The following is a 23,254-nucleotide window of genomic DNA, read 5'->3' on the forward strand; positions in this document are numbered from 1 at the left end:
TAGGCAGGGATATAGGATATAGAATTTGGATTTTTGGATGAATCTAATGTAACAAGGACATATTAAAATGCTATGAAAACTTACTTTCCTTCTCTTTAGAATATCCAAATACTTTTCATATAGTCTGATAATTCAGATAAGTAAAGAGAAATAAGTACCTGTTTTTGTTTACTAGCAATGAATGCGTTATACTAATGGATGAAAGAAGTTTTGGCTATCAAGGAGGAATGCACATGCATATCGAAAGATTAAAAACAGGAATGATTGAAGAAAACTGTTATTTGGTCTACAACGAAGAAGCACTTTTGATCATTGACCCTGGAGAAGATGCGGAACGAATCAAACAAGAAATCAAAAAAACAAACCAACAGCCGGTAGCGATTTTGCTTACCCACACCCACTACGATCATATCGGTGCAGTGGAACCTTTACGCGCGTATTATCAAATCCCAGTTTATGTCAGCCCACTAGAGCAAAAATGGCTAGGTGATCCGATTTTGAATCTTTCTGGACTCGGTAGACATGATGATATTGCTGATGTTATTGTCTCGCCTGCAGAATATGAATTTGAAATGAAAACTTATACTTTAGGAAACATGTCTTTTCGCGTCGTCCCTACCCCCGGGCACTCAATAGGAAGCGTCAGCTTTATTTTTGATGATTTTGTCGTTTCTGGCGACGCCCTGTTTAGAGGAAGTATCGGTAGAACCGATCTGTATACAGGGAATTTAGAACAATTACTTCATAGTATTCGGACCCAGCTGTTTGTTTTACCTGATGAATTTGCAGTCTATCCAGGACATGGCGATGCAACGACGATTGAACAGGAAAAAAGGACAAATCCTTTTTTCAATCGTTAAAACGACTTAGGAGGAGAATAAAATGACAGAAACTACACTTTATATCGTACGACATGGAAAAACGATGTTCAATACAATTGAACGAGTGCAAGGCTGGTGTGATACACCCCTCACAAAGCAAGGACAAGAAGGCATTCATTATTTAGGTCGCGGGTTAAAAAATGTCGACTTTTCATTTGCTTATTCTAGTGACAGTGGTCGTGCGATCGAAACTGCCCGTATTATTCTAGGAGAACATTCTAAGGGAAAAGAAATTCCTTATTTTATTGAAAAAAGGATTAGAGAATGGTGTTTCGGGTCTCTTGAAGGTGGATATGACATGGAAATGTGGGGTGTGATCCCTCGTGTATTGAATTTTAAAACATATGATGAAATGTTTACCACAGAAGTTTCTTTTGAACAAATTGCTAATGCTGTATACAACTTAGATACCGCTGGGTGGGCGGAAACTTATGAAACATTGCGAGACCGTGTATGGACAGGATTTGAAGATATCGCCCATCACTGCGAAAAAAATGGTGGTGGAAATGTTTTAGTCGTATCTCATGGTTTGACGATCGCCTTTTTGCTTAATCTGATCGATCCTAAACAGCCTGTTCGTGCTGGGCTTTTAAATGGCAGCGTAACAAAGGTCACTTATGCAAACGGTCGATTTTCTATCCACGGCATCAATGATACGTCTTATATCGATAACGGGAAAACACATAGTCGCGACTCGTTTCTATAATGGGGATATTTTAATTTTTACCAGAGAATCATAAAAGGCAAAGTCTGAACGAGGGCTTTGTCTTCTTTTTTCTCTTCGTGTACTTATCTGCTTTATTTCTCAAGTTTTTCTTAATATTAAAAAACAGATTGGGTTTCTCAAAAAATAACGGTATACTATAAGATGTATCTTAATTGGGAAGGAAGGAATTTATGTTTTTTGCAAATATTATCAAAGCAGTGATTCTCGGTATTATTGAAGGAATAACGGAATGGCTGCCCATCAGTAGTACTGGTCATTTGATCCTAGCAGATGAATTCATCAAACTGGATGCCAGTTCACAATTTATGTCGATGTTCAATGTCGTTATCCAATTAGGGGCGATCTTGGCTGTCGTCGTTCTTTATTTTCACAAGTTAAACCCATTTTCTCCAAGTAAATCAACGGTAGAAAAAAAAGATACGTGGACACTTTGGTTTAAAGTGATCGTTGCTTGCATACCAGCCATCATCATTGGTTTGCCTTTGGATGATTGGTTAGAAGCAAATTTCCACAAGTTCTTACCAGTTGCCATTGTTTTGATCGTTTACGGTATTGCCTTTATTATTGTCGAAAAACGCAACAAAAACAAAACACCTCGTTGGACTTCTCTGAATGACTTTACGTACCAAGCAGCTCTTCTTGTTGGGTTATTCCAAGTCTTGGCACTTGTTCCCGGAACATCCCGTTCTGGCGCAACGATCCTAGGAGCTATCTTGATTGGTGCTTCGCGTTTTGTCGCTACAGAGTTTTCATTTTTCTTAGGGATTCCTGTCATGTTTGGCGCAAGTGGCTTGAAGATCGTCAAATATTTAGCTGAAGGGAATTCATTCAAAATGGAAGAAACTGTTGTTCTTCTTGTAGGAACATTCGTATCTTTTGTGGTTTCCGTCTTAGCTATCAAATTCTTACTAAGCTATTTGAAGAAAAACGACTTTACCGCTTTTGGCTGGTATCGTATTATCCTTGGTATCATTTTGATTGGTTATTGGTTTATTGCAATGTAGAAAAAACCAGAACACTTCTCTTATTTGAGAAATGTTCTGGTTTTTTATTTTCTTTAATAATAATCATTATAAATAATAAAAACAACATCAAGCTTAATCACCAAATGATAACCATTATCGTTCTCATTTAGCTGTTATTATTATCAATTACATTTTTATTATGCTATCCTTGTTTTGACAAGGAGGTCTAATAACGATGACTAATCAGAAAAAAGCTTTTGCAGCAACAATCGGCTGCCTTTTATTTATGATCTTCGGTTTTATCTTCGACCGATTCTCTCTTACCATCACCCCACTTTTTTATATCAGTGCCATTATCATCGGTGGATATAAACAAACATCGGAAGGCTTGAAAGAATTGTGGAATGATCGGACACTGAATGTGGATTTATTGATGGCTTTAGCTGCTATTGGTGCCTGTTTGATCGGTAATTACTTTGAAGGAGCAATGTTGACATTCATCTTTTGTTTAAGCGGTGCATTAGAGGAATACACAACTAATAAAAGTCAAAAAGAAATTACTGCTTTGATGAATCTTCAACCACAAAAAGCCCAATTATTAAAAGAAAATGGACAAATGCAAGAAGTAGATGTTTCTCAACTAAAGGTGGATAACTTGGTATTTGTCGCTAAAGGAGCAGCTGTTCCGATAGATGGCTTTTTAGAAAGCACACAGGCAACGATCGATGAGTCTGCATTAAGCGGTGAATCTGTGCCTGTAGAAAAATATTTAGGCGATGAGATGTATGCAGGAACGCTGAATCAAGGAAATCCCATCACGATTCGAGTAACAAAAACGAGTTCCGAAACTGTCTTTGCTAAGATTATCCAATTAGTAGAAGAAGCGCAGAATACGCCAACTCAAACAGCTTCATTTATCGAACGAATCGAAAATAATTATGTAAAATTGATTTTGCTTGCTGTTCCTCTAATGATCCTTCTCCCCCACTTTTTCCTAGGTTGGAGTTGGGATGAAAGCTTTTATCGAGGAATGGTATTATTAGTTGTGGCTTCTCCTTGTGCGCTTGTCGCATCTGCTACACCAGCTTCTCTAGCTGCTCTTTCAAATTCTGCAAAAAATGGGATTTTAATCAAAGGCGGTATCCATTTAGAAAAGCTTTCTGAATTAAAAGCGATTGCCTTTGATAAAACAGGAACGCTCACTAAAGGAAAACCAGTTGTAACTGACAGCTTTTTCTTTGATGAAAAGGATTTGGCACAACAACTTCTTGTTGCTATGGAACAAAAAACGACGCATCCACTTGCTCATGCGATTTTGCAATATTTCGATTGCACAATACCTGAAGAAATCCAATACTTACCAATAGAAGAAATTACTGGTTTTGGATTACAAACTACCTATTTAGGTGCGCAATGGAAAGTTGGCAAGCACGCATATGATCCTGAGACGATGATAATCAGCAAAGAGATTGCGGAAATGATCGAACGTTTGGAAAATCAAGGCAAAACCGTGATTTATCTTTCTAAAGATCAGCAGTTAATTGCTGTTTTAGGTCTGCTAGATATTCCAAAAGCAAATACCCAACAAGTAATTTCCTACTTTAAATCCCAAAACATCCATACAAGTATGATAACCGGCGACCATTCTGGCACAGCAAAGGCCATTGCTGAACAAGTAGGGATTGAACATTACTATGCAAGCTGTACTCCGGAAGAAAAAACACAACTAGTCAAAAAAGAGAATGAACTTTACCAAGTAAATGCGATGGTTGGTGATGGAGTCAATGATGCGCCTGCTTTAGCAGCCGCTTCTTTAGGTGTCGCTATGGGGCAAGGGACAGATGCCGCTATGGATATCGCAGACATCGTCTTAATGAAAAGCGACTTAAATAAATTTGTCTACAGTCATCGGCTATCTTTAAAAATGCGGCGGATCATCAAACAAAATATTATTTTTTCGATTCTTGTTATTCTCTTGTTGATTGCTTCTAACTTCCTGCAATTTTTAAATCTACCTCTTGGAGTTGTAGGACACGAAGGAAGCACAATATTGGTTATTCTGAATGGCTTGCGTTTACTAAGACCTTTACCTGATCTTTCTGATTCTTCAAAAAAATGTAAGTCTTGTCCACTATACAAAGCGCGGCTGTCTTCTGTCAAATAAGCAAAGTGTTTTTTTATGATTTTGTTTATTTTATGAAAAAAACAGCTTATGAATAGGTCTTGAAGGATGAATTCCTACTTTTGCAACTTTCTAAAAACATGTTATGATTGTTTCGAAGAAAGTGAGGAATATATTTCATGGAAAGTTGGCTTTTTTTAGGAATTATTTTACTTGTAGCAATTTTAGCTAAAAATCAAAGTCTGATGATAGCGGCAGCTTTTGTTTTGATTATGAAGCTCATACCAGCCTCCCGTTCCTTTTTCCCTTGGCTTCAAGGCAAAGGAATCAATATTGGGGTGACGATCATCACAGCGGCTATTCTAATCCCTATCGCAACAGGAGAAATCGGTCTACGTGATCTATTAGAAGCCTTTAAATCCCCTATTGGCTGGGTAGCTGTTTTTTGCGGTGGGCTAGTGGCTGTCTTATCTTCCAAGGGTGTAGGATTGATTGCTTCTGATCCACAAATCACTGTTGCACTTGTTTTCGGCACGATTTTAGGTGTTGTCTTCTTAAGAGGAATCGCCGCCGGACCGGTCATTGCTTCTGGTATCACTTACTGTATCTTACAAGTATTTGCTTTAGGAAAATAGAACAAATTTTGTCTATTTTAGGAGATTCTTAACACCCCCAATTTACTGATCCGTGATATACTGACAACGAGGTGATACAATGTTCGAAAAATTAAAGTATTTCATAGGAACAATCGGCTGGTTTCTTCTAGCGGTACTTTTGATTCTGGGCTTAGCTTATCTATTATTTCCTGATTTGATACAAAATGTGTTTGATACTGCTTTTTGATTGACCTATTAAAACGATATAGGGGATGCTCCTGCGATGCAGGGGCTTTTTTTAATCAATGTTTTGTAATAATTTAGGCCGTGCCAATGAGACTTCCTATAGAATTCGATGCTCTTTTTTCTTTTTGGCTCTTCTGCTCTTTTTTGTTATACTAGATTACAGTGGACAAAAGAAAGAATGATCGCATCCACTTCAACGAATATCAAAATGGAAGAATTAGTGCCTGTTTTCAGGTTACTTTGAAAAGAAAGGAAGACGCTTGTGGAAACTTTTGAAGGTCTTTTAATTGATACGTACGTTTTACAAGAACAGCCAATGATGCTGACTGGGATCAACTTGCAGCTTGAGGACCGTGTGATCAATGGCCTGCTTAAAGATCGCTATTTGGCAAAATATATCTTACGTTTGCCCCTAAATAAATATGTGCTGGAAGTAAGTGGCAAATGGAACCGTCGGAACCAGTTGGTCATAAAAAAAATGTTGATAAAAAATATCGATGAATACATTAAAATAATCGGTACACCAGAATAGCCTTTACTGATCAAAGGATACTGGTTATAAAATAACTGCAGTTTCTTAATAGAAAAACAAAGAACAACAGGGAATCGTATCCCTTTTCAAAAAAAACTTTGCAAACGGTTCTCTTTGTTATATAATAACTTAGTACCAAACATTCCCATTCAAACTTTGTTTAAATAGATAAATAAAAATCTAGTTTGGTTTGACGCTATTGCCTCCCACAATAGCGTCTTTTTGATTTTTTTCAGCTTGTACTATCCGTTTTTACTGAAAAAAAATCCTAATAAAAGACTGTTAAGGAAAAAAACTTGTCATGTTCATATTGCAAAGCACGCTGCCTTTAGGTATAATAATGAATGTTGAATTATGCGGTAACACGCGTAAGAACTTAAGTTATCGGAGGTGAAACTAATGCCAAACATTGAATCTGCAATCAAACGTGTTCGTACAAGCGAAAACGCTAATGTGAAAAATTCATCTCAAACAAGCGCTATGCGTACTGCAATCAAAAAATTTGAAGATGCTGTAGCTTCAGGTGCTGACAACGTAGATGCGTTATATAAAGAAGCTGTTAAAGCTATTGATATGGCTGAATCAAAAGGTCTAATCCACAAAAACAAAGCTAACCGCGACAAATCTCGTTTAAGCAAAAAAATCGCTAAATAAAAGAATCGGCTTCGGCCGATTTTTTTATTTGTCAAAAAAAGGACAAAAACAAACGACCTTCCCGCATGCTTTGCCCTCGTCTTTCTTCTTATCGATTTCTTAACAACTGCCCTGTGCGCAAAACGAATAGTTGAAAACTTAATTCTTTTTCGATTTGTCCCGTTTTGATTTGATAATCCATCTCAACTAATTGATCAAACAACTGTACCAGCAAATGTTCATCGAATTTTTTTACTTCCTGCATGGCAAGTTTTACACGATATGGATGGATTTTCAATGTTTCAGCAATATTTGCCTGCTGATAACCAATCTTTACAAGAAATTTTGTCTGTAAAAATAAACGTAATTGAGAAAGCAAAATCGCATTAATTTTGATTGTTTCTTCCCCTTGCATAACTAAATCTTCGTATAAACGCAAAGCTTGTTCCGTCTTCCCTTTTAAAATATATTGGGTCATGTCAAAAATATTATGTTCTAACGTTTTAGGAACTAATTCTTCTACTTCTCTTACCGTGATTTGCTGTTGATTTTGTCCATAAAGGACCAATTTCTGTAACTCTCTCATCATTTTGGATAAATCTAAGTCGGTCAACCTCAAGAATAAATCAATTGCACTTCGTTCCATTTTGATTGAGGAATTCTCTAAGGTATTCATCAGATATTGACGTACTTCTTTTTCATTCAACTGTTGGACATTGATGATAATTGCTGTTTTTTTCAATTGTTTCGTTACTTTTTTCCGTTCATCCAACTTTTCATATGGCGCAAAGAATACTAATACAGTCGATTCTAATGGTTCTTTCAAATAAGCCGTCAATAAATCAGTATTTTGTTCGATTCCATTGTTTACTTTTTCACCTGTTAAAAAATAAGGATTCTCTACGAATACTAACCGTTGATCTCCGAAAAACGGCAACGTCTCTGCTTCAGCTACTACCTCATCTAAACTTGCATTTTCCATGTCAAAACTTAAAAAATTTAAGTCATCTTCGCCCTCTAATTGGATTTTTTTGACAATTTCTGTCCGAACTTGATCTTGGAGAAACTTTTCTGTTCCTAAAATCAAGTAACAAGATGCAAGTTTTTCTTTACGTATTTTTTGTAACTCTGCTTGTATACTCAAATTACTCACCACTTTCAAAAATTATCCTACCATGAGCAGATGAGAATTACTAGTCTATCATTGTTTCCACTAGCCCATGAGGATGAAAAACTGGATGCCAGCGATAGGTGATCATTCCTTGTTGATCCGTTCGCCATGTTTTTATCTGATTTTCTTCTAGTGTCTCCAATACTTCGCTGTGCGGGTGACCATAACGATTATTTACGCCGCAGGATATAATCCCATGTTTTGCTTCAATATGGGAAAGAAAATCTGTGTTACTTGACGTACGGCTACCGTGATGACCTAATTTGACTACATCGGCTTTCAGATTAGGATAAATCAAAAGCAATTGTTTTTCCATTGCTTGATTCAAATCTCCTAAAAATAAAAAGCGCCTATTGTTATATTCCATCCATAGACCAATCGAATCTTCATTTCTTCCCTCTCCCTTTTCAAAAGGAGTCAATACATAAAGATCATAATAACCGCTGATCCTGTCCCCATGTTTGATTTCAATGATCTCAGTACCATTTTTTTGAGCTTCAGATAAATGCCTTTGTAATGGCTCATTTCGTCCAGCGCCCCAACCGATATAAATTTTTTTGATAGTAAAATGCTGAGATAACGTGGGTAATTCTCCCACATGATCCGTATCGTCGTGTGTCAAGATGAGTTTATCGATTACACTTATCCCCTGACCTTTTAGATATGGAACGATATTTCTTTCAGCAGGAGGACGTATCATACCTTGCGCCCACTTTTCTCTTTCAAAGTGTAACTGACCTCCAGTATCGATCAAAATCGTTTCTTTTCGAAAAGGACTTTGCAAAAAGATACTGTCTCCTTGACCGACATCGATAAAAGCGATCGTTGAAGAAAAGCGTAAAAATGGCAAAGTCAAAAAAATAAAAGAAAAAAGACCAACATAAAACAAGTGTTTCACAGGTTGTTCTTTCAACCTATCCATACAAATCAGTAATCCGAAAATATACATCCCAGATAGCACAAGGGGCAAACGTCCTATAATGAGAGACGACCCTGAAGAAAAATCGATTATTCGCTCAAATAAGATTAATCCCTCTTCTATCAGCAAAAGTAAAGTTTCCGGCAGCCAGCGATTGAAGAGTGTGAGAAATAACACACCAGGAAGAAAAAGAAACTTGAATACCGGTGCAATCAGTAATGTAAAAAGACTACCTAAAATAGGCCACTCATAAAAATGCCATACAATCAACGGCATCGTGATCATAGTAAACAGGACGTGAGAGGCCGTTTTTTTCAACCAATCTCCATCAAAAGAAATCAGGATAAACAAAAAACTCATGAAAAAACTAAGCTGTCCACCCGCATGAAAAAGAAATCGAGGATCAAATAGTAAAAGAAGCCAAAAGACAACTGCAAATAAGTCCATGGTGGAATAATGCTTATTCAGCAATTTGACTAGCAATCGCAATAAAAACAGCAAACTAGCACGCAAAACAGAAATAGAACTTCCTGCAATAGAAACATAACAGATAGTTAGTAGACTCAACGGAATAATACTGACGTGTAGTGGCCATCCGATACGTCGAAATAAATAATACAGCCACCCTAAATAAAATTGGATGTGTAGACCCGATAGACTGAACAGATGCAGCAAACCACTCTCCCTAAAAATTTCTTCTGATTCTCTGAATCCTGCATCTTTATAGCCCCATAATAAAGAATTAATATATACACTTGTTTTTTGCGGAAATTCAGATTGGACAAAGGAGATAAAAGATCCTCTTTTTCTCTGAAGCCAGTTTCGCCAGTGATTTTGCATGGTGATCTGTTCAATCTTTTGAATTTGGAACCGTCCAGAAATTCTATGGTTCCTGAAGTAAGCTTCTTGGTCAAAATTATAAAGATTCCGCTTTTTTGCTGGAGAGATGAACTCGCCTTCAGCAGTCAATTCTATTCCCTTTCCTCGGAAGTTAAGCCATGTTTTCAATTCTGCTTCTGTGTTTACTTGATAAGAAAGCTGGAGCTTTTGTTTATTCTCTGATAACCTTCCTTCCATTGTCAAAAAATTACCATTTGCACGAATCGTATCTGTAAATACAGTAATTTGCGCAGATGTTGTTTTTTCCTCTAAAAATGAATACTCTTGTAGCCTATAAGAAATGGATACCGTTATGCTACACAAAATACACAAGTACGCGATAAAACGTCCTTCTTTTAGCGAAAACCATAAAAAAATTCCGGCAAGAAGCAAACGATAACCCCAATTGTCAGTGTAATACAACAAACAGATAATCATCGACGTAATTGCCGGAAAAATCAACCGATTTCGAACATGCCTTTCTAAAACGCTAGACATGTTTTCCTGTTAATTCATTTTGAAGTTTTGAAAAATGCTGTGAGTCTAAAGCAACTTGGTGTACAGATACACCTAATTGTTCGATCAACGCTTGGGCATAAGGATCATTTCGATAGTCATGGAGATAATTGATCCCTTTCACACCAGCTTGCAACAAAGCCTTTGTACAGGCCAAACATGGAAAATGTGTGACATAGATTTCTGAACCTTCCGTCGGGATACCAAGTTTTGCACACTGTAGGAGTGCATTCATCTCTGCATGGATCGTTCGCAAGCAGTGTCCATCCACGACGTAACACCCTTCATCTATGCAGTGGACATCTCCACTGACTGCTCCATTATAGCCGCCAGCAATGATCCTTTTTTCTCGAACGAGTGTCGCTCCTACTTCTAAACGTGTACACGTACTACGTAAAGATAACAGTACTGCCTGAGCCATAAAGTACTGGTCCCAAGGAATGCGTTCATTATGTGACTTATCAGTAACTTTTTCTTTATTCGTATCGCATGCTTTTGAAGATTTTTCTAACATGTTTTATATTCCTCCGTTTTTTCAAGTTGATTAAAAAGTACTCATTGCTTAAACAAAATATTCTTTAAATATAACGAATCATCCTGTCTGACAAAAGATCCTACCCTTCACTGCCGAAATGAAGTCCGTCATCCATTAGCCCATTATAAAAATTCTTCGAATCCATTTGTTCAAGAAATTCCGTATAAAAATCGATACTTCACAATCATGGCGTTTTGCTACTTCTGTGAGAACAGAGATATATTCTTTGATCAACTTGTTATTCCGATATTTTTGTTTTGTCTCATCGACTGCTGGTGGCGTGATAAAGAAAGCATGATCAGAACTATAGTCTTTTTTCAGCTGAACTATCATCCACTGCAGATTTTTTGGTACGTTTCTTTAGAAAGTTGTTTATGCTCTGCTAGATCATTCGTCCCAATGAGAATAAATACTTTATCTGCTGTATAGCTAAGTACATCTTTGGCAAAGCGTTCTCGTAGAGCTTGACTGTTATTGCCGCTGACAGCCGTATTCATAATATGAATCCCAGATATTTTATTTTGGAGATAGACATTCAGCATTGGTTCTTTTAATGTTTCTTTGCGAACAATCAAGCTATTTCCTGTTAGAAGGATATTCAAAAATACTACCTCCTCGTCCTGCCAAGCTCTTAGAATTGGATTATTCTTAGTATCCATTAGCGTCCATTTATTGCTCGTGCCAGTCGATTTTGAATCATTCTATTTAATTGTAACGAAGTTTTTTAGTTTTTCAACTGTCTTTTCACCGATACCAGAAATCTCCTGCAGGTCTTCCACTTTCTGGAAGGATCCGTTTTCTTCTCTAAATCGAATGATTTCTTGCGCTTTGACTGATCCGATCCCAGGAATCTGCTGAAGTTCTGATGGAGTGGCTGTATTGATATTTATTTTGGGAGGCTCGGAATCTGCTGTAGGCTGTTTTCCTTCCGAGGATGCCAACTGATCAAGATGTTCTGGCAGCTCTTCACCTACAGCAGGGATATATAGGACTTGCTGATCTTCTATCTTCGCAGAAAAGTTGATTCGATCGCTATCCGCTTCTTCTAATAATCCACCTGCACGCTTTAGTACATCATAGACCCGTTCTTCTGAAGAAAAGGAATAGATACCAGGCTCCTTCACACTTCCTTTGATATCGGTGTACATGACCTTTGGACGAGCATCCTCTTCTACATCGTTTCCTTCGGCTGATGGATCTTCTCCACTGGAACTAAACGAAGAAAGTATTTCTTTTGCAGCAGTCTCTTCTGGTTCTCTATAAAATAGCAAATTTGATAATAAAAAACCACTTGCGATACAAAAGATAAGAACTATCATAGACATCCAAATGATCAATTTGGGTGAAGCTAGTATTTTCTTGCTGATTTTTTCTATCATTGTTCTTTTTCCAAAGAATGACCAGTAAAAATCATTCATTACTCCTTTCATTTAAAATTGAAGAAACAGTGAGCTCTGGCAAAATCGTCCCTTCAACATCTAATTACGTCAATTTTTTCTTTTGTTTTTATTTTTATCGTGAAGATTTTTGACGAAAAAGAGGGGGTGTGACAGAACTCGTGTCACAACCCCTCTTTAATTATTTAGTTTCATTTCATTTTCTCTAGATAGTCAAGCGCTTCTTGTACTGTTTTTACTGGTACGATTTTCATTGAGGAATTCAATTTTTTGGCGGCAGCTTTTGCTTCTTCGTAGTTGGTTTTTATTTCAGGATATTCTTTCTTAACATCGTCTGAAATCGTATCATCTGGTGCAAAGAAAATCTCTACGCCAGCTTTATCCGCACTTGCCACTTTTTTATCGATTCCTCCGATTCGGCCAACTTCTCCTTCACTGTTGATCGTTCCAGTTCCTGCAATTTGCTTACCATGTCGCAAGTTTTTACCAGTGACTTGTTCATAGATTTCTAAAGTGAACATCAATCCCGCTGATGGCCCACCGATAGAGCCAGAATTAATACGAACATCTGTATCTGATTCGATCTCGGTATGGTCAGTAAGCGTGATACCTATTCCTGCCTTTTTATCTGTTGGTAACTCGATCAGATCACCAGAAGCTGTTTTTTCTTCACCATTATGCAAATAACTGATTTCGATTGTTTGTCCAACTTTTTGGCTTTTTACATAATCCATAAATGCTTCTGTACTTTGAAAGCTTTTCCCGTCTACTTTTGTTACTGTATCTCCAACTGAAAGCTTGCCAAAGAAATTCGATGTTTTCTCTACACTCATGACATATACGCCTTTGAATTCCATTTTATAAGGCTTGTCTGCAAGTTTTAACGCTTGTTCGATTGCTGCATTTTGGGAAGAATCCATATAATACTGCTGCATTTGATTATATTCTTCATTTGTCGCCCCACCAGTCAATTCTTCTTCACTGATCAATTCTTCAAAAGGGGTCATTTTAGCTTTTAAAGCTAAGAAACCTGTAGCTTGCCTGATACCAACAGAGGTAAGAGAGAAAGAACCAGAACCTTTATCTTCCTTATCATTGACCGTAATTAGTTCTTTCAGATCGATCGTGGCTCCCGGTGATTCTACATAATACGGCAAGGGAACTACTACAAATCCAATGATCAACATTCCAAATATGATAATCAGTACTGTTTTCAACCATTGTTTAGCTTTCATTTGATTCACGCTTTCCAGCTAAAGCTTCGTTGATCACTGGCGGTAAGTAGCTGCTCACATCTCCGCCAAAGTGCAGTACTTCTTTTAAAATACTGGAACTCACGTGACTATATTCTGGTTTTGCTAATAAGAAGACAGTTTCCAATTCATCATATAGATGATGATTCATCTGAGCAATCTCTCGTTCATATTCAAAGTCTTTGATACTTCGTATGCCTCTGATCAACGCATCTGCACCAATCTCTTTTGCTGTTTCTACCGTCAATTGATTTTCTTGATGCATGACTTTTACATTAGGAAGATGAGAAACAGCTTTTGTGATCAATGTCATTCTTTCTTCTGGGGGAAACAAACTTTTCTTTGAAGTATTGATAAAAACACCAATTACTACCTCATCGAATAATTTAGCCGCACGTTCCACCGTATCTAAGTGACCTTTTGTAAAAGGATCAAAACTTCCTGGGAATAATGCACGTTTCATTGATTTCCCTCTTTTCTATAGATAGTTACGGCCGTTATGCCATAAATCTGTTTTCTTATTTGATGGAATCCAGCCACAGTTTCTGGCAATTCGACTGTTTTATCCGTTTCGCATACGATAACTGCGGTTTTAGAAAAAAGTCCCAGTTCTTCCATTTTATGGATTTGATCGATTATTTTTTGTTTTGCATATGGCGGATCAAGAAACAAGTAGTCGAATTGTTGTTTCTCCGCTGCTAGCCGTTCGATTGCTTTGTCCGCATCAAGTTTTATTGTGGTAAATTTCTCTGGTTCTTTCGTAATTTCGATGTTTTCTTTGATGATTTTTAGCGCTTGGTAATTTTTGTCTACGCATACCGCATGACTGCAGCCTCTAGATACTGCTTCGATAGCTAAACCACCGCTTCCTGCAAACAGATCCAATACTGTCTCTCCATCAAAATATGGTCCAATCATATTGAATATGGATTCTTTTACTTTATCTGTAGTTGGTCTGGTGTTCGCCCCTGCTAAACTTTTTAAACGGCGCCCGCCATAATTTCCTGATATTATCCGCATCTACTCACTCCTTAGAAATGGTACTGGTACTAGTATACCAAAAAAAAGACAAAAAAATACTTGGACAATGATCAAAAATCGATCGTTATCCAAGTTATTTTTTATTTAAAAACTGCTCATAAGAGATTTTTAAAGATGTTCAGCTAATCGGATTTCTGTATTTAGCTCTTCGATTTCGAAACCTTCGTCTTTTAATACTGTTTTGTTTCCTATTTTTTCGGCAAAATTCATTTCGATATCCGGTCGGTAAGAACGTTCTACGTTTCGAACAAAATGTAATTTACGGATTCGTTCTTCTGTTTCTTCAAATGTCTCTTCATTTAAGTAAAGCACGACATATTTCATTCTTCTTGAGACATAATGCAACAAGCCGAACTTTTTCAGATTCTTTAATTGTTTTAAGCTGTAGACCCATACGATCAGCCCGCGTCGTTTTGTTATTTCAAATTCACTATTGTCTAATTGCATGACAATTACCTCCGCATCCAAAGTGTTTTTTCGTTTCAAAAAACGGGCTACCTGCATCTACTTTGATTTCATTAGAAACTTCTTCGGCAAGTACTTGGACAATTTGATCCAACAGACTTTGCAGCTGTGTTTCACTATATCGGAAAGCTGCAACATGCTCATCCATATCAAGCTGTCTTTTTGCTTTTCGAACAGCTCGTTTTTTTTCACGATAATCAGGTGCATACTCACCATATGCCGCTACATTTTCAAATGCTTCTTTCTTAGACAAGAACGCTTCTTTCAACTGGCAAACTTTTGCAGATTCTTCCATTGACTGTTTATGTTCAAGATAAGAAGCCATCGTTTTACTCTTTTTTATCATTTCAGCGACTTGGAGGCATTGATCCTCCAGTTGAAACAGCTCTTCGTTAACGATCACTGCTATCACTACTTTCTCCGTTTTCTTCTTGCAATAAGACTAACATATTTTCTTTAGAAAAAGCAATGCCTACAGAATCCGTTCCCGGGTCCATGAAACGGTCATGGTTGTAAGGATCGCTGTACCAATATAAAAACGAAAAAGTAGCGTCGATCGCCGGATGAATAAAGAGCCCACTAGTATTTTCTAATTTTTGTTTACTGATTAACTTCTCCAATTCATCATTCGTCAGTGAGAATTTCACTGTCGTTTGAGCACTGCCTAGCGATTTTTGCCAATCAGCCATACGTTCCTCTGACAATATTTCCTCAGGCCTTGTCAAAAAATCATGTAGTAGCAGCTGACTGTGGTTTTGAAAGGCAAGTGTTTGATTGTATATGGGAAGTTCGTCTTCTCTTCTAAGCATATTTAATAAAGTCGTACTTTTTCGTTCTTTAACGCGATTGATTGATTCCCAATCAGCCGATTTATCTGCTTGATAATGTGGAAGGCCTTCACCAAACACTTGATATGGCAATAGTTTCAAAAGACTATCTTTATCTAAATACACAACTGAAAATAGGCCGTTTGTTGTTTGATCAAAAAATAAAATAGCAAAAGTGTCGTTATCAAAAGCAATTAGCGGACGGTAATTCATATCCTCTTCCATTAGTTCGATTCCAACTTCTGTATCATGGTACTCAAAAGTGAAATTAGTATAGATAGTAGTGATTTTCGTAAGATCTTGCATCGTCATCCCTAAATAAAACGGCGCGATATCAGCAGGCCCTGTTTGCAGTACTTTAACAGTTGTGACTCTGCTGTCTTGGATGTTCGCTTCAAATGTGAGATGACTAGCTTTATTTTCATAATATCTTGTTTCAAAACCAAATCCGCTAGTTAATCGATCATAGGCTTGGCCAAAATCCTTTTCCAGCTGATCGATCGGTTTTCCGATATAAGTAGAAAAACCAGTTGCTTTAAGCTCCTGGTATTTCCACGTTGTCATTTGGTTTGCTATTTGTTGATCAGAGTTTTCCTTCACTTCAAGTTTTGGCGGAAACAAGACTGGTTCCATGTAGAATGCCACAATAACTAATAGCAGAATCAGCCAAAACAAACCCAGTCTTTTCATGTTTCCCCACCTTTCGCTTATTATTTCTCAGTCACTTCAATCAAAAGGTCACCAGACGAAATAGTGTCTCCTGAAGACACATATACATGTGCGACTTCTCCGTCAAAACGTGCTTCGATGGCCGTTTCCATTTTCATCGCTTCAGTAATCATCAACGTATCACCTTTTTTAACGTTATCGCCTTTTTTCACTAATACATCCAAAACAGAACCAGACATCGTTGCTCCAATTTGTTCTCGGTTTGTCGGTTCAGCTTTCAATCGGGTTTGGACCGTACTGATGATCGAATTATCTTTGATAGTGATTTCACGTCTTTGTCCATTCAAATTGAAGAACAGTACGCGATTCCCTTCGATATCGGGTTCTCCGATTTCATCTAAACGAATGATAAGCGTTTTTCCGCGTTCGATTTGTACATTGATTGTTTCACCCAAACGTATACCTTGGAAAAATGTTGGTGTGTCCAGTAATGTAACATCGCCAAATTGATTATATGCTTTTTGATAGTCCAAAAAGACTTGCGGATACATCAAATAGCTTAATACTTCGTCTTGTTTTGGTTCATAGCCGATTTTTTCTGCCAATTCTTTTTTTACTTCGTTGAAGTCGACTGATTCAGCCAAAAGACCTGGACGTTCATTCAATGCAGGTCTGCCTTTAAGAATAATCTTTTGCAATTTTTTAGGAAATCCGCCAACGGGTTGCCCTAGTTCTCCTTGGAAGAAAGTCACAACAGATTCAGGGAAACTTAGTGTTTCGCCTTTTTCATAAATATCTTCTTCTGTAAGATCATTTTGGACCATAAATAGTGCCATATCTCCAACTACTTTAGATGATGGAGTTACTTTAACGATATCGCCAAACATCAAGTTGACAGTATGATACATTTGTTTGATTTCATCCCAGCGATGACCTAATCCGACAGCTTTTGCCTGTTGCTGTAGATTCGAATACTGTCCTCCTGGCATTTCATGCATATATACTTCTGTTTCAGGAGCATTCAAGCCGTTTTCAAACGGTTTGTAATACATGCGCACATCTTCCCAATAATGGTTTAATTTCTGTGCATTTTCAATCGTGATTTCTGGCAGCCGTGGACCATTGACCAGTGCATAATACAAGCTGCTCATGCTAGGCTGACTAGTATTCCCACTCATTGCACTCATTGCCACGTCAACGATGTCTACTCCTGCTTTTGAAGCAGCAGAATAAGTGATGATTCCATTCCCGCTGGTGTCATGAGTATGCAGATGGATTGGCAGATCTGTCGTTTCTTTCAATTCACTAATCAAACGATAAGCTGCCTGCGGTTTAAGCAGCCCAGCCATATCTTTGATTGCAATGATATGCGCACCCAGTTGTTCTAGTTCCTTTGCCATGTCTTTATAATACTGAACATTGTATTTTGCCCGACTTGGATCGTTGATATCGCCAGTATAGCAAATAGCTGCCTCTGCGATTTTACCAGTATCCCGTACAGCTTGGATACTTTTTTCCATTTGTGGAGTCCAGTTCAAACTATCAAAGATTCGAAATACATCGATTCCTTGCGCTGCTGCTTCTTTGACAAATTCCACCAATACATTGTCAGGATAATTAGAATACCCAACGGCATTTGAACCTCTGAAAAGCATTTGCAGCAACGTATTAGGCATTAAAGAACGAATTTTTCTCAACCGTTGCCAAGGATCTTCATTCAAAAAGCGGTAAGCCACATCAAATGTTGCTCCCCCCCACATCTCACTTGAAAAGAGTTCAGGAAGACCTTCTCCAGTCAAACGTGCAATCTGCTTGAAATCCTTTGTCCGAACACGAGTTGCTAGCAGACTTTGATGGGCGTCTCTAAATGTCGTATCCGTCAACAACAAATTTTCCTGTCCTTTGATCCATTCGACCAAAGCATCGGCACCCTTCGCATCTAATACATTCTTAGCCGTTACGTAATCAGTTCTTGTGATTAGATCTTTAGGCATACGTGGTTCTTCATAAAATGGTTTTTCGCCACTTTCGATACCTGGAAAACCATTCACAGTAATTTCACCGATATATTTCATCGTTTTGTTTCCGCGGTCTCGTAGTCGAGGAAATTCAAATAATGTTGCTGTACTATCAATGAAGGTTGTTTTTGCATTTCCTGATTGGAATTCAGGATGTGTGATGACATTGAGCATAAATGGAATGTTTGTTTTCACTCCACGGATTCTAAATTCTTTCAAGCAACGTTCCATTTTCTGAATAGCTGTTTCAAAAGTAGCACCATGCGTACATACTTTTACTAGCAATGAATCAAAATACGGTGTCACTACATAGCCCGCGTAAGCATTTCCGACATCCAGACGTACGCCAAAACCACCAGGTGAACGATACGTATCGATTTTCCCTGTGTCTGGTAAAAAGTTATTCAACGGGTCTTCTGTAGTGATTCGGCATTGAATGGCTGAACCATTTAATTTGATTCCTTCTTGCTGAGGCAATCCGATTTCTTTATGCAGATCCAATCCTTGAGCAATCAACAGTTGCGTTGTTACGATATCAATATCTGTAATCATTTCTGTGATCGTATGTTCCACTTGGACGCGAGGGTTGACTTCGATAAAGTAAAAATCGTCTCCTTCAACAAGAAATTCTACTGTACCTGCGTTGACATACCCGACATATTTCATCAATTGGACAGCTGCCTGGCAGATTTTTTGACGTTGCTGTTCATTCATAGAGACACAAGGCGCTACTTCTACTACTTTTTGGTGGCGGCGCTGAACAGAACAATCTCTTTCAAAAAGATGGATGACGTTTCCATGCGTATCCCCGAGAATCTGTACTTCGATATGCTTAGGATTAGCGATGTATTTTTCAACATACACTTCATCACTACCAAAGGCTGCTTTTGCTTCGCTTTTCGCACGTTCGTAGCCCTCTCTTGCACTCTTTTCATCGTGAGCTACACGCATGCCGCGTCCGCCGCCGCCTAGAGCTGCCTTGATCATAATCGGATAACCGTATTGTTTCGCAAACTCCAAGGCATCGTCTATAGAAGCGATTGGTCCATCTGTGCCTGGAATCGAAGCAATCCCTGCTTCGATAGCTGCAGCTTTTGCTTTGATTTTATCTCCAAAAATATCTAAATGATGCAGTTTGGGTCCAACAAAAGTGATGCCTTCTTCTTCGCACCGTTGCGCAAAATTCAAGTTTTCCGACAAAAGACCGTAACCCGGATGAATGGCGTCAGCTCCGCATTCTTTTGCGATAGAAATGATCCCTTCAATATCTAGATACGCATCAATCGGTTTTTTTCCTTGTCCTACTAAATATGCTTCATCCGCTTTGAAACGGTGTACGGAATATTCATCTTCTTCTGCATAGATTCCAACAGTTTTAATTCCTAATTCTGTACAAGCACGAAATACACGTACAGCGATTTCACCCCTGTTAGCAACTAAAACTTTTTTCATCGAACCACTCCTACATCTTTTTTTATTATAAACCTAAGCTCTTGCGTTTTTCATCCGCACTGATGTTGAGGACAAAGCCGACACAAATCGAAAGCATCAGCAAACTGGAGCCTCCTTGACTTAAAAATGGGAACGTGATCCCTGTCAAAGGAATAACACCAGTAATTCCTCCAAGATTGACAAATACTTGGATCAAAAACATTGCGCCGATCCCAATGCACAAAAGCGAATTGAACGGATCTTTTGAACGGATACCTACAAGGACAATGCGCACAATCATAAAGAATAGCAACGCTAATATCAAAATCCCCATAATCACTCCCAGTTCTTCCACTACGATTGCATAAATAAAATCGGTTTGTGCTTCTTGTAAAAATCCTTTTTTCTGGATACTGTTACCTAATCCCCTGCCAAATAGTCCTCCGTTGAACATGGCATAGTAGCCGTTGACTAGTTGATGCCCTTTATTTAATTCGTCTGAGAAAGGATTTTGGTAAATAGCAAATCGATTATAGATATACTGTAAACGTCCAGGTAAGATCTTTCCGTTTGTGATATTGATCAGCCAGATCGTAAAAGTACTTAGACAAAAGCCTCCTACTCCTACAATCAAAGTATACACATAATTGACTCCGCTGGCTAAAAGCAGAACCAAAATAATCAAAAAGATAACTGCCGCATTACCAAAATCGGGAAGAATAGCGACTAATGCAGTAAGTCCGATAACCATTGCAAGTGGACGTTTCACAGTCCCAAGAAAATCTTTTTGTACACTGTTTTGTCTTTTAGATAAAGTCAGAGACAGGTACCAGATAGAAATGATTTTTAGGTATTCGGCAGGTTGGATCGAGAATCCTGCAATTTGCAGCCAACCTTTCGCCCCATTGATCTCCTTACCAAAAAACACAACAATCAGCAGCAAAATCGTCAAAACTGCGATGGCTGCCATGATCAAACGCTGGTTTTTCAAAACATCTGTTTTCATTTTATAAAGTAGTGCGATAGCAATCAAGCTAAGCACCCAAAAAATACTCTGGTTAATGACTGATGCGGACGGATTTTGTCCGTTTTCTAATAATAGATACGACGTAGAACTATATACCATGATCAATCCCAATACACATAAAATTAAATAGGGAATCAAGATGCTATAGTCTAATAGATGCCTTTTTTTCACTTTCTTAGGCAAGTCTATTCCTCCTTGCCAACTTCTTTTTTATCATAATTTTCTTGGTAAACCTCACTATATAACTGATTCAATTCTCGTTCTAGCTCACTTAACATCAGCTGGCCCTCGTTCTTTCCGATTACTCCTATACGGACAGCAAAACCGACTTGCCGGGAAAAGCCGTACATCTGTGTATCTACCACTTCTTCGAAGGCTTTGCATTGTGAGATACAGAGACTGTTGTTTTGATTTCGGATTAATCGTTTGATCCGTTCTGCTTCATCATTTAATACTTGGATCGCAAGTTTTTTCGACAAAGAATCCATCTGTGCTTACCTCCCATTCTAATTCCTTAATTATAACATATTTGATTTTCATAAGGAGCAAAAAAAACAGATTTAACCAGTTGTTTTTATTCATTTTTACGTATTCGTTCTTTCTACTTATCCAGAACGTTAGAGTCCGCATTTTTTATCCGAGATAAAAAGGCTTCGCCATATTTATCAAGCTTGCTTTGGCCAACTCCTTTTATCTGAAGCATCTCCAATCTGCTTGATGGACGTATTCGGCTCATTTCTTTCAATGTGGAATCTGAAAATACGACATACGGGGGAACGCCTGCTTCTGATGCTAGATCCGTTCGCAGTTCCCGCAGCACTTCAAATAGTGTATCGGTTTCTTCATCCGATAGCTGCTGGACTTTCTTGGGTTCCTTTCGATAAACAGATTCTTGTCCTTTCAATACTTGTATCCCTCTTTCTGTTACTTTCAAAACAGGATACTCACCATTGATGGTCAGAAGATAGCCATTCGATATCAAATATTCAATTAACTGCATCGTTTCTTTTTGCGATTGGTTTTTCATCAGTCCATAGGTAGATAAATGTCCAAAACCTAAAGCTTGCAGCTTTTGTTCTTTCGATCCTGCTAAGACTTTCATCAGCATTTGTTTACCATAGTTCTCACCCATACGTTTTAAGCAAGAAAGAACCATCTGTGCTTCTGTCGTTACTTCTACTATTTCTCTGTCATCTAAACAGTTACCACAACGGTTGCACGGACTGCTTGTCTCGCCAAAATAGTTTAGGATGTATTGCTGAAGACAGGACTCAATATACACGTATTCTGTCATCGCTTTTAATTTTTCATATTCTTTTTGCTTTTGCCCTTCTTCTCTTTGGGACTGCTGGATAAAAAACTTTTGGACTTGGATATCTTGAGGAGAGAAAAGCAGGATGGCTTCACTGGAAAGACCATCTCTTCCCGCCCGACCAGCTTCCTGATAGTATGCTTCTAGAGAGCCAGGAATTTGATAATGGATAACAAAACGGACATTGCTTTTATTTATACCCATACCAAATGCATTTGTCGCTACAATCAGCTGCAAGCGATCGTATAAAAAGGCTTCTTGCATTTCTGTTCGCTCATTCTCATTTAGACCACCATGATATCTACCCACGGAAAAATCGAATTTTTTAAGCAAATGATAGAGACGGTCTACTTCTTTTCTCGTTGCTGCATAAATGATACCAGATTGATTTTTGTTGATCTTTAAATATTCGATTAGATATTGTTCTTTTTTTTGATCTTTAATTACTTGAAATCGTAGATTTTCTCGTTCAAAACCAGTCTGAATATGGTTGTTTTCTGGAATTTTTAAAAGTCTTTTTATGTCAGCAGCTACTTGCACAGTCGCTGTAGCTGTCAAAGCAACAATTACAGGACGATTTGGCAGTTGATCTAGCTGGTTCGCCATCTGTAAATAACTTGGGCGGAAATCATGCCCCCACTGAGAGATACAATGTGCCTCGTCAATAGCGATCATACGGACGTTCCATCGCTTCATTGCTTGGATAAAATCTGGCATGATAAAACGTTCAGGAGCGATATAAAGTAAACGGTACTGCTGTCTATCGATTTCTTGGAAGCGTCTAGCTGTTTCGTAACCATCTAACGAGCTATTGATAAAAGTGGCGGGTATACCTAATTGATTCGCCGCGTCCACCTGATCCTTCATCAAAGAGATTAAAGGGGACACAACCACAGTAAGCCCATCTAATAGTAAAGCTGGAAGCTGGTAACAGATTGATTTCCCACTTCCGGTAGGCATGATTCCTAATACATTTTCCTGATCAATGACTTTCTGGATAATTTCTTTTTGACCAGGTCTAAACTCATCATAGCCAAAGTATTGTTTTAATAAGTCGTTCATCTTCCCGCTCCTTTCTCTTGCCATTTTACT

Annotated in this window: 24 protein-coding genes; 8 read left to right on the forward strand and 16 right to left on the reverse strand. The window is 38.0% G+C overall.

Annotated elements, in window-relative coordinates; translation table 11 throughout:
• Positions 1 to 233 precede the first annotated feature (233 nt).
• The 8 genes from IGL31_RS07270 (at position 234) to rpsT (ending at position 6,723) form a co-directional block, all read left to right on the forward strand.
• Positions 234 to 860, forward strand: a complete 627-nt coding sequence (locus IGL31_RS07270) for an MBL fold metallo-hydrolase (RefSeq protein ID WP_002289118.1) — start codon at positions 234 to 236, stop codon at positions 858 to 860.
• A gap of 22 nt (positions 861 to 882) precedes the next feature.
• Positions 883 to 1,587 carry a histidine phosphatase family protein gene (locus IGL31_RS07275; RefSeq protein WP_002289120.1) on the forward strand — a complete coding sequence of 235 codons (705 nt, stop codon included), beginning with the start codon at positions 883 to 885 and terminating at the stop codon, positions 1,585 to 1,587.
• Positions 1,588 to 1,778: 191 nt separating this feature from the next.
• Positions 1,779 to 2,612, forward strand: a complete 834-nt coding sequence (locus IGL31_RS07280) for an undecaprenyl-diphosphate phosphatase (RefSeq protein ID WP_002298973.1) — start codon at positions 1,779 to 1,781, stop codon at positions 2,610 to 2,612.
• Positions 2,613 to 2,808: 196 nt separating this feature from the next.
• Positions 2,809 to 4,737: a heavy metal translocating P-type ATPase gene (locus IGL31_RS07285; RefSeq protein WP_002289122.1), complete on the forward strand. Its 1,929-nt coding sequence runs from the start codon at positions 2,809 to 2,811 to the stop codon at positions 4,735 to 4,737.
• A 137-nt stretch (positions 4,738 to 4,874) separates the two neighbouring features.
• On the forward strand, positions 4,875 to 5,330 hold the full coding sequence (locus IGL31_RS07290; RefSeq protein WP_002289123.1) for a DUF441 domain-containing protein: 456 nt from the start codon (positions 4,875 to 4,877) through the stop codon (positions 5,328 to 5,330).
• Between the two features lie 79 nt (positions 5,331 to 5,409).
• Positions 5,410 to 5,538, forward strand: coding sequence for a hypothetical protein (locus IGL31_RS07295; RefSeq protein WP_002295511.1), 129 nt, complete (start codon positions 5,410 to 5,412; stop codon positions 5,536 to 5,538).
• A gap of 261 nt (positions 5,539 to 5,799) precedes the next feature.
• Positions 5,800 to 6,069 carry a hypothetical protein gene (locus tag IGL31_RS07300; RefSeq protein WP_002289125.1) on the forward strand — a complete coding sequence of 90 codons (270 nt, stop codon included), beginning with the start codon at positions 5,800 to 5,802 and terminating at the stop codon, positions 6,067 to 6,069.
• Positions 6,070 to 6,468: 399 nt separating this feature from the next.
• Positions 6,469 to 6,723: a 30S ribosomal protein S20 gene (rpsT, locus tag IGL31_RS07305; RefSeq protein WP_002292188.1), complete on the forward strand. Its 255-nt coding sequence runs from the start codon at positions 6,469 to 6,471 to the stop codon at positions 6,721 to 6,723.
• Between the two features lie 88 nt (positions 6,724 to 6,811).
• On the opposite strand, the gene holA is transcribed toward rpsT, so the two are convergent.
• From holA to recQ, 16 genes are all read right to left on the reverse strand, one after another.
• Positions 6,812 to 7,858 carry a DNA polymerase III subunit delta gene (holA, locus tag IGL31_RS07310; RefSeq protein WP_002320835.1) on the reverse strand — a complete coding sequence of 349 codons (1,047 nt, stop codon included), beginning with the start codon at positions 7,856 to 7,858 and terminating at the stop codon, positions 6,812 to 6,814.
• Positions 7,859 to 7,895: 37 nt separating this feature from the next.
• The gene (locus IGL31_RS07315) at positions 7,896 to 10,169 is read right to left on the reverse strand and encodes a DNA internalization-related competence protein ComEC/Rec2 (protein ID WP_002324787.1); all 2,274 of its coding nucleotides are present in this window, start codon (positions 10,167 to 10,169) and stop codon (positions 7,896 to 7,898) included.
• Positions 10,162 to 10,701 carry a ComE operon protein 2 gene (locus IGL31_RS07320; RefSeq protein ID WP_002295503.1) on the reverse strand — a complete coding sequence of 180 codons (540 nt, stop codon included), beginning with the start codon at positions 10,699 to 10,701 and terminating at the stop codon, positions 10,162 to 10,164. The genes IGL31_RS07315 and IGL31_RS07320 overlap by 8 nt, the downstream gene beginning before the upstream one ends.
• Positions 10,702 to 10,836: 135 nt before the next feature.
• On the reverse strand, positions 10,837 to 11,055 hold the full coding sequence (locus tag IGL31_RS07325; protein ID WP_002295502.1) for an esterase: 219 nt from the start codon (positions 11,053 to 11,055) through the stop codon (positions 10,837 to 10,839).
• On the reverse strand, positions 11,052 to 11,297 hold the full coding sequence (locus IGL31_RS07330) for an SGNH/GDSL hydrolase family protein (RefSeq protein WP_025477609.1): 246 nt from the start codon (positions 11,295 to 11,297) through the stop codon (positions 11,052 to 11,054). Before IGL31_RS07330 ends, IGL31_RS07325 begins: the two co-directional genes overlap by 4 nt.
• A gap of 126 nt (positions 11,298 to 11,423) precedes the next feature.
• Positions 11,424 to 12,152 (reverse strand): helix-hairpin-helix domain-containing protein, encoded by a 729-nt coding sequence (locus IGL31_RS07335; RefSeq protein WP_016925838.1) that lies wholly within the window; start codon positions 12,150 to 12,152, stop codon positions 11,424 to 11,426.
• Positions 12,153 to 12,310: 158 nt separating this feature from the next.
• Entirely contained in the window at positions 12,311 to 13,354 is a 1,044-nt protein-coding gene (locus tag IGL31_RS07340; protein ID WP_002295493.1) for a SepM family pheromone-processing serine protease, read from the reverse strand.
• Complete coding sequence (gene coaD / locus IGL31_RS07345; RefSeq protein ID WP_002295492.1) at positions 13,344 to 13,835, reverse strand: pantetheine-phosphate adenylyltransferase; 492 nt, start codon at positions 13,833 to 13,835, stop codon at positions 13,344 to 13,346. Before coaD ends, IGL31_RS07340 begins: the two co-directional genes overlap by 11 nt.
• A complete protein-coding gene (gene rsmD, locus IGL31_RS07350; RefSeq protein ID WP_002295491.1) occupies positions 13,832 to 14,392 on the reverse strand; it encodes a 16S rRNA (guanine(966)-N(2))-methyltransferase RsmD in 561 nt (186 codons plus the stop codon). The genes coaD and rsmD overlap by 4 nt, the downstream gene beginning before the upstream one ends.
• A 129-nt stretch (positions 14,393 to 14,521) precedes the next feature.
• Positions 14,522 to 14,860, reverse strand: a complete 339-nt coding sequence (locus IGL31_RS07355) for a YlbG family protein (RefSeq protein ID WP_002295490.1) — start codon at positions 14,858 to 14,860, stop codon at positions 14,522 to 14,524.
• The gene (locus tag IGL31_RS07360; RefSeq protein WP_002295488.1) at positions 14,844 to 15,290 is read right to left on the reverse strand and encodes a YlbF family regulator; all 447 of its coding nucleotides are present in this window, start codon (positions 15,288 to 15,290) and stop codon (positions 14,844 to 14,846) included. Before IGL31_RS07360 ends, IGL31_RS07355 begins: the two co-directional genes overlap by 17 nt.
• Positions 15,271 to 16,395, reverse strand: coding sequence for a CAP-associated domain-containing protein (locus IGL31_RS07365; protein ID WP_002298986.1), 1,125 nt, complete (start codon positions 16,393 to 16,395; stop codon positions 15,271 to 15,273). The genes IGL31_RS07360 and IGL31_RS07365 overlap by 20 nt, the downstream gene beginning before the upstream one ends.
• A gap of 20 nt (positions 16,396 to 16,415) precedes the next feature.
• Entirely contained in the window at positions 16,416 to 19,844 is a 3,429-nt protein-coding gene (locus tag IGL31_RS07370; RefSeq protein ID WP_086300114.1) for a pyruvate carboxylase, read from the reverse strand.
• A 25-nt stretch (positions 19,845 to 19,869) separates the two neighbouring features.
• A complete protein-coding gene (locus tag IGL31_RS07375; protein WP_002288740.1) occupies positions 19,870 to 21,033 on the reverse strand; it encodes an FtsW/RodA/SpoVE family cell cycle protein in 1,164 nt (387 codons plus the stop codon).
• Between the two features lie 2 nt (positions 21,034 to 21,035).
• Positions 21,036 to 21,338 carry a YlaN family protein gene (locus IGL31_RS07380; protein WP_002298990.1) on the reverse strand — a complete coding sequence of 101 codons (303 nt, stop codon included), beginning with the start codon at positions 21,336 to 21,338 and terminating at the stop codon, positions 21,036 to 21,038.
• A 113-nt stretch (positions 21,339 to 21,451) separates the two neighbouring features.
• Positions 21,452 to 23,224 carry a DNA helicase RecQ gene (recQ, locus tag IGL31_RS07385; protein ID WP_002288736.1) on the reverse strand — a complete coding sequence of 591 codons (1,773 nt, stop codon included), beginning with the start codon at positions 23,222 to 23,224 and terminating at the stop codon, positions 21,452 to 21,454.
• Positions 23,225 to 23,254: the final 30 nt, after the last annotated feature.

The sequence above is a fragment of the Enterococcus sp. MSG3290 genome (assembly GCF_050555565.1).
Lineage (GTDB): Bacteria > Bacillota > Bacilli > Lactobacillales > Enterococcaceae > Enterococcus_B > Enterococcus_B faecium.